Source organism: Bacteroidota bacterium (assembly GCA_030706565.1).
Taxonomy (GTDB): domain Bacteria; phylum Bacteroidota; class Bacteroidia; order Bacteroidales; family JAUZOH01; genus JAUZOH01.
Genome location: JAUZOH010000242.1, coordinates 1 through 5,832, shown reverse-complemented (window position 1 = coordinate 5,832; position 5,832 = coordinate 1). Strand labels below are relative to the sequence as shown.

5 protein-coding genes are annotated in these 5,832 nt (G+C 37.2%); 1 reads left to right on the top strand and 4 read right to left on the bottom strand.

All coding sequences use genetic code 11. The features are described from left to right. The 4 genes from Q8907_11685 to Q8907_11670 form a co-directional block, all read right to left on the bottom strand. The coding region (locus Q8907_11685; protein ID MDP4274929.1) for a U32 family peptidase at positions 1 to 310 on the bottom strand (310 nt) is incomplete at its 3' end. 134 nt (positions 311 to 444) lie between these two features. Continuing rightward, entirely contained in the window at positions 445 to 1,629 is a 1,185-nt protein-coding gene (locus tag Q8907_11680) for a hypothetical protein (GenBank protein ID MDP4274928.1), read from the bottom strand. A gap of 21 nt (positions 1,630 to 1,650) precedes the next feature. After that, on the bottom strand, positions 1,651 to 2,325 hold the full coding sequence (gene ung, locus Q8907_11675; protein ID MDP4274927.1) for a uracil-DNA glycosylase: 675 nt from the start codon (positions 2,323 to 2,325) through the stop codon (positions 1,651 to 1,653). A gap of 7 nt (positions 2,326 to 2,332) precedes the next feature. After that, positions 2,333 to 4,018: a Na/Pi cotransporter family protein gene (locus tag Q8907_11670; protein MDP4274926.1), complete on the bottom strand. Its 1,686-nt coding sequence runs from the start codon at positions 4,016 to 4,018 to the stop codon at positions 2,333 to 2,335. Between the two features lie 751 nt (positions 4,019 to 4,769). Between Q8907_11670 and Q8907_11665 the strand changes: the two genes are divergently transcribed. Next, positions 4,770 to 5,832, top strand: a 1,063-nt coding sequence (locus tag Q8907_11665; GenBank protein MDP4274925.1) for a hypothetical protein, incomplete at its 3' end; no start/stop codon positions are given.

Here is a 5,832-nt window from a genome sequence, read left to right as displayed (position 1 = left end):
TTACAGCAATATCGCTTGCAATAATGGCAGAAATACCTGAAGCCTTAGCCCTGTCGACCACATCTTTCATCTGTTGAATATCCTTGTCATAAATAATGATATTCAACGTCAGGTAGGATTTTATTTCATGTTCCCGGCAAATGGAAACAATCTTTTCGAGATCGTCCAGGGTGAAATTAATGGAACTATGGGAACGCATGTTCAAATTTTCGACACCAAAATAAACTGCATCAGCACCTGCCTGAATCGCAGCCATTAGCGATTCGTACGAACCAACAGGTGCCATTAATTCGATATCTTTACGTGTGATCATTCTGAATAAAATTTGCTTTCCGGAAAAATTAAACTGGTTTATTTATCGCTTATCATCGAAACAGCCAACAATTCACGATATTTCGTTTAATCCCTCCGGATTATTTTTTTGCAAAATTAATTATAAATATTTTAGCTTACGTGTGCAGCCCGTTTAAAAGGTAGGGAAGGATCGAACATATAACGGTAAGTCACATGGGTCTTGACAATTTTTGCCCCTACTTGTCCAAGCAAACGCATCATGGTGGGATTAAAATCCCCTATCCAGTTAAATTCCAAATCCTTATATTGAAAGTTCGAATCAAAAGCAACTTTCGAAAAGGCCATGATGATGGCAGCTTCCACTCCTTTCCCATGATGTTCGGGGACAACACCAAAGACGATTCCACAGGCTTTGGTACAATGGCGCATCCATTTATGGTAGAGGAACTTCATGGTTCCTGCAAAATTCATTTTGCCATTGACATACTTAAAATATTGATTTAATTCAGGCACCATCAGGAAAAAGGCCACCGGTTGATCATCGAAGTAAGCAAACCACATCAATTTTTCATCAATGATAGGTTTCATGGTCTTCATCAAGGCTTTGGCGTGAGCCTCAGAAATTTCCTTTACGCCGGCAAAATTCGCCCAACCTTTATTATAAACAGTCCTGAAATCTTCCGTATATTTATCTACGTCTTTTAAATCCAGGTGTTTAAAGGTATAACGCGGGTTTTTGAGTATACGCTCAGCCCTCTCAATTATTGCCGGGCTGAGGCCTTCTTTGGCTTCCTTGATAAGCCGGTAATAGGTATATTGATTGAAATAATTTTGAAAACCATAAGCTTCAAACAGATCCTTGTAATAGGGGAAATTATAAGGGATACAATAGTTGGGCTCAACAAATCCATCAACCAAAACCCCCCACCAGCGGTCGCGGTCACCAAAATTCACCGGACCATCCATGGCCTTCATCCCTTTCTTTTCCAGCCATTTTTTACATTGGTCAAAAAGCAAAAAAGCTGCTTTCTGATCGTTTATACATTCAAAAAAACCCATCCCCCCTGTGGGTTGAGTATTCTTTAGAGAACCTTTATAATCGACAAATGCTGCCACACGCCCAATTGTTTTGTCCTCAGCATCCATTAATATCCAACGGATACAATCCCCATCCCTGAAATATTTGTTGACTTTACGGTCAAAAACATCCTCAATATCTTTATCCAATGGACGAATCCAATTATCATCATTCTTATATAGCCTCACCGGAAGATACAAAAACTCCTGTTCAGTCTTCCGGTCATCTACTTCAACAATTTTGTATGCTTTGTTCATTTCAATTTACTTCTTTTAATCTTAGTTTAATTTCCAATCAATTTCCTCTTTGCCCAAACTCCGTAAGATCTCGTTTGTTTTGGAAAAATGTTTACAACCGAAGAAACCGTTATTGGCCGAAAAGGGAGAAGGATGGGCAGCCTTCAGAATAAAATGTTTGGATGTATCAATTAAAGATTCTTTTTCCTGGGCATGCCTTCCCCAAAGTAAAAATACTATACCTGTTTTCTTTTCGGAAATGATGCGGATTACTGTATTTGTAAATAGCTCCCAGCCTTTATTTTGATGCGACAGGGGTTGGTTTGCCCTTACCGTAAGAGTTGCATTTAACAAAAGAATCCCTTGCTTTGTCCAGGGCTGCAAATTGCCAGTTTGAGGAATAGGAAGCCCCAGATCGCTGTTCATTTCTTTATAAATATTGATCAGTGAGGGAGGGGGTTTTATCCCATCGGGAACCGAGAAGCATAACCCGTGAGCCTGCCCTTTCCCATGATAAGGGTCCTGCCCTAGCAAAACCACCTTGACTTTATCGGGAGGAGTGCTGTCAAAAGCATTAAAAATCAAATTTCCGGGAGGATAAACATTATACTTTTTCTTCTCCTCAATCAAAAACGACCGAAGATCATAAAAATAAGGTTTTTCAAATTCCTCTTTAAGTAAAGTTTTCCAACCTTCATTAATTTTAGGATTAATCATCTCCATCTTAATTTAAGTCTTTAGCCTTTTCACTCCATTCAAGAATGATGCGCGCAATATTGGTGGAATGGCTATTAATAATTCGTAATCCGTCAATAAGTTCAAGATGAAAATCGCTGCTTTCGAGCGACTGTTTCATTTCCTCTTTTAATCTCTGAAAATGATGCCGTTCAAGCTCAAAAGAAATTTCGCGATATTGTTTGTATTTTTCCTTCATGTGTTCAGCCTTTTCCAGGTTAAACTCCGAAAATACCTCCATGGCCCTTCTCATTTGCTTTATGGTAAGCTGATAATATTCCTCTATTTCCCGTTTGCCTTCCTGCGAAAAATCACCTCCGCTATCCAACCATTGCTGAGCCTTCTCTACAAACTTAACAGCTATTACGTCCCCAATCTGCTCCAATTCTTTTACCGTATATAAAATCTGAAAAGCCTCATTTATCCTCTCTTCCCTTATGTTTTCGCGGGTGATTTGCAGTAAATAATGATCAATCTCCTTATATAAATAATTTACTTTTTCTTCATCTGCTTTGATCTGTGAAAAAATCACCGGATTCTTCTCCATGAACATGTTAAAAATTGAATTGATCATTCTTTCAATCAGATGAAAAACATCAAGAGTTTCCAGTTTGGCCGATTTAAGAGCCAAAGAAGGTGTTGGAAGTAGGTTATTATCCAAAAATCTGGTTTTTAAACCTGCCTGTTCTTCCTCACCAGGTAATAATCTATCCAGAATATTAGCTATCCCGTCGGTTAAAGGCAATAAAACAGCGGCCAGTCCAAGGTTAAAAACAGTGTATGCATTAGCAATTTGCCGGGATAATCCTCCTTCCTGATGCATATTTCCAATTTCTTGGCCCTGAAAACTCTGAATAAAATGTGAAAAAGCAGGAATCCACCAAACAAAAAGCAGCACCCCGGCAATTTTAAAAACAGTCTGGGCAGCAGCTACCTTTTTTGCTTCGCGGGAAGTATTAAAACTGGCGGCAATGGCAGTAAAAGCAGTACCCAGATTTGCACCCAGTAAGAGTGAAATGGCGGCATCAAGGGTAAGCAAACCACCCGAACCAACAATCATCAATATACCAATAAAAGCAGCACTGCTTTGTAACAAAGCGGTAGCAACAGAACCAATCAGAATACCCAGCAAAGGATTTTCCAGTTTTGCCAGGATATTGATAAAAGGTTGATAGGACTGAACAACAATGATAGAACTGGACATCACATACATCCCGTAAAAGATCAATCCAAAACCAACAAGGGTCTCTCCAATGTTTTTATACTTCGGATGTTTGGCAAAACTATTTAACAAAAAGCCGGCAACTATGATTAATAGCGAATAATCAGTAATTTTAAAAGCAATAAGTTGGGCAGTAATACAAGTACCTATTGCTGCCCCCAGGATAATACCAAGTGTCTGCCTGAATTTCAGGAATTTTGAATTGACCAGTCCAATGGTCATGGCAGTTGTAGCACTACTACTCTGGATAATCATGGAAATAAACGAGCCGGCTACAAAAGAAATCCAACGGTTACGGGTAAGCCCTTCCAGCATTTTCCTTAAATGGGCGCCGGAATTGCGTTCCAGACTTTTGCTCATCATGTTCATGCCTATCAGAAAGAAAGCAAGCCCTCCGAGCAAGCCCATCATCATATCGAAACCACTTTTGCCCGAAAACGAAAAATGTGTCAAAGTAGCCGCGTTAGCGGAATTATTAAAAAGAAGTACAAAAATTAAACTTAATGTTATATATCTTATTTTCACGCACATTTCGAAAAATGAGGTTATATCGTACGATCAGACATAGTTATTGTCTTTCCGCATATTAATTTAAATCCTTAGGAGTTTGAAATTTTTATAAAACACGAAGATATTAAAAAATTGCCAAAACAATTATCTTTTAATTTTAGCGGTTCCCCTTCAAAACCGTAGAAAAACAAACAACATACATTTTCTCTAAGAGAAGGTTAAACGTTAAGAATTTAATTCTTCATTTTCAAAAAACAATTCAGACCAAACATAGATCAGACAGTTCAAAGCGGAATATGAACAGAGGGGAGAATTTTTTGTAGTTCAATTATTTTCAACACCTTAAACTTTAAAAGAAAAGATAAATAATCAGAAAAGCAGATAGTCTCTGGAAAATATAGAAGAAAGATAAAAAATTCATATTTTCGTATAAATTTATGCCTGTTGATTAAGGAAAAACTATTAACTTAATTAACAAAATCCTGACATTGAAAAAAGCCTGCACGAGAAGTTATTTCTCACAGGTTTTGATTATAATATGGCATAAAAAAGAGGTTGTTTCTGCTTATTCAAAAAAACCTCAAAAAGGTTTGTCTGGTTTTTTAAGTATGATTGATGGTGCAAAAATTGACTCAAAAAATTAGAGACCATCATAAATGAACATTACTTTTTGATAAAATAAAACGGTTATATAATGAAAACACGACTAGCGAATGTAATGTTTTTGTTCACAGGCTTAGTTTTTTTTCTAACTGCATGTGTGGATAAAACCTATGATTTTAATACTTTCTCAAATTATTTTCAATATAATCCCAAGATTGCCATTCCCGTGGCTCATGGGAACCTTACTATTCAGAATATTCTTAACGAAATTGATACTTCAGGTTATGTCCAAAAAGATAATAGTGGTTTCCTGTCCCTGGTCTATGATAAACCAATTCAATCTATTTCGGCCAATTCAGTGATAACTATTCCTGCCCAAAATTTTTCGAAAACATATTCCAGTACTGATGCGGGATTCCCGACTACATTCCCTGCGGGTAAAACCAGCGTTTCTGTCCCTCATACCAACAATTTTAGTTTCTCTTTCAATAATGGGGAAAAAATTGACAGCATGAAGCTCAAAAACTGTACCTTGCATTTTAATATCACCTCTACATTTAATCAATCAGGCAGTTTAATATTGTATTTTCCAACCATCAAATTGAATGGTAAACCCTTCAGAAAAGTTTTAACTGTTTCAAAGGGGATAAACAGTACCACTGCTGACCTAAACGGATATACCCTCCACATGACCAATATTTCGCCTAACTTCAATACTTTCCCTGCAAACGATACTTTAACATTGAACGGATCAGGAATTATAGCAGGGAATATACAAGTGAAAGCCAATTTCCAGGATATTGGATTCCAATCCCTTTTTGGGTATGTCGGACAATACAACCTGGTTTCAGCAAAAGATTCTTTTCTTATCGATATTTTTTCAAATGCAATTGGCGGGAATATTGCGTTTGATAACCCTAAACTAACTATTACCGCAAAAAATTCTGTTGGGGTCCCAGTCAATATTAAATTAAATAATGTCGTTTCTTATTCTTCCATTGATAACAAGCCTGTGGCCATGACATTTAACAGTACTGTAAATCCATTTTCCGTTACTGCTCCAACATTGAAGGAATTCGGGCAAATTAAAACATCCACCGACAGCATTAATAAAAACAATTCCAATATAATTGCCATCCTTTCCAATACACCCA

Coding starts and splice junctions, on each gene's coding strand:
- ung (MDP4274927.1), bottom strand. CDS start 2,325: ATGATTAATCCTAAAATTAATGAAGGTTGGAAAACTTTACTTAAAGAG.
- Q8907_11680 (MDP4274928.1), bottom strand. CDS start 1,629: ATGAACAAAGCATACAAAATTGTTGAAGTAGATGACCGGAAGACTGAA.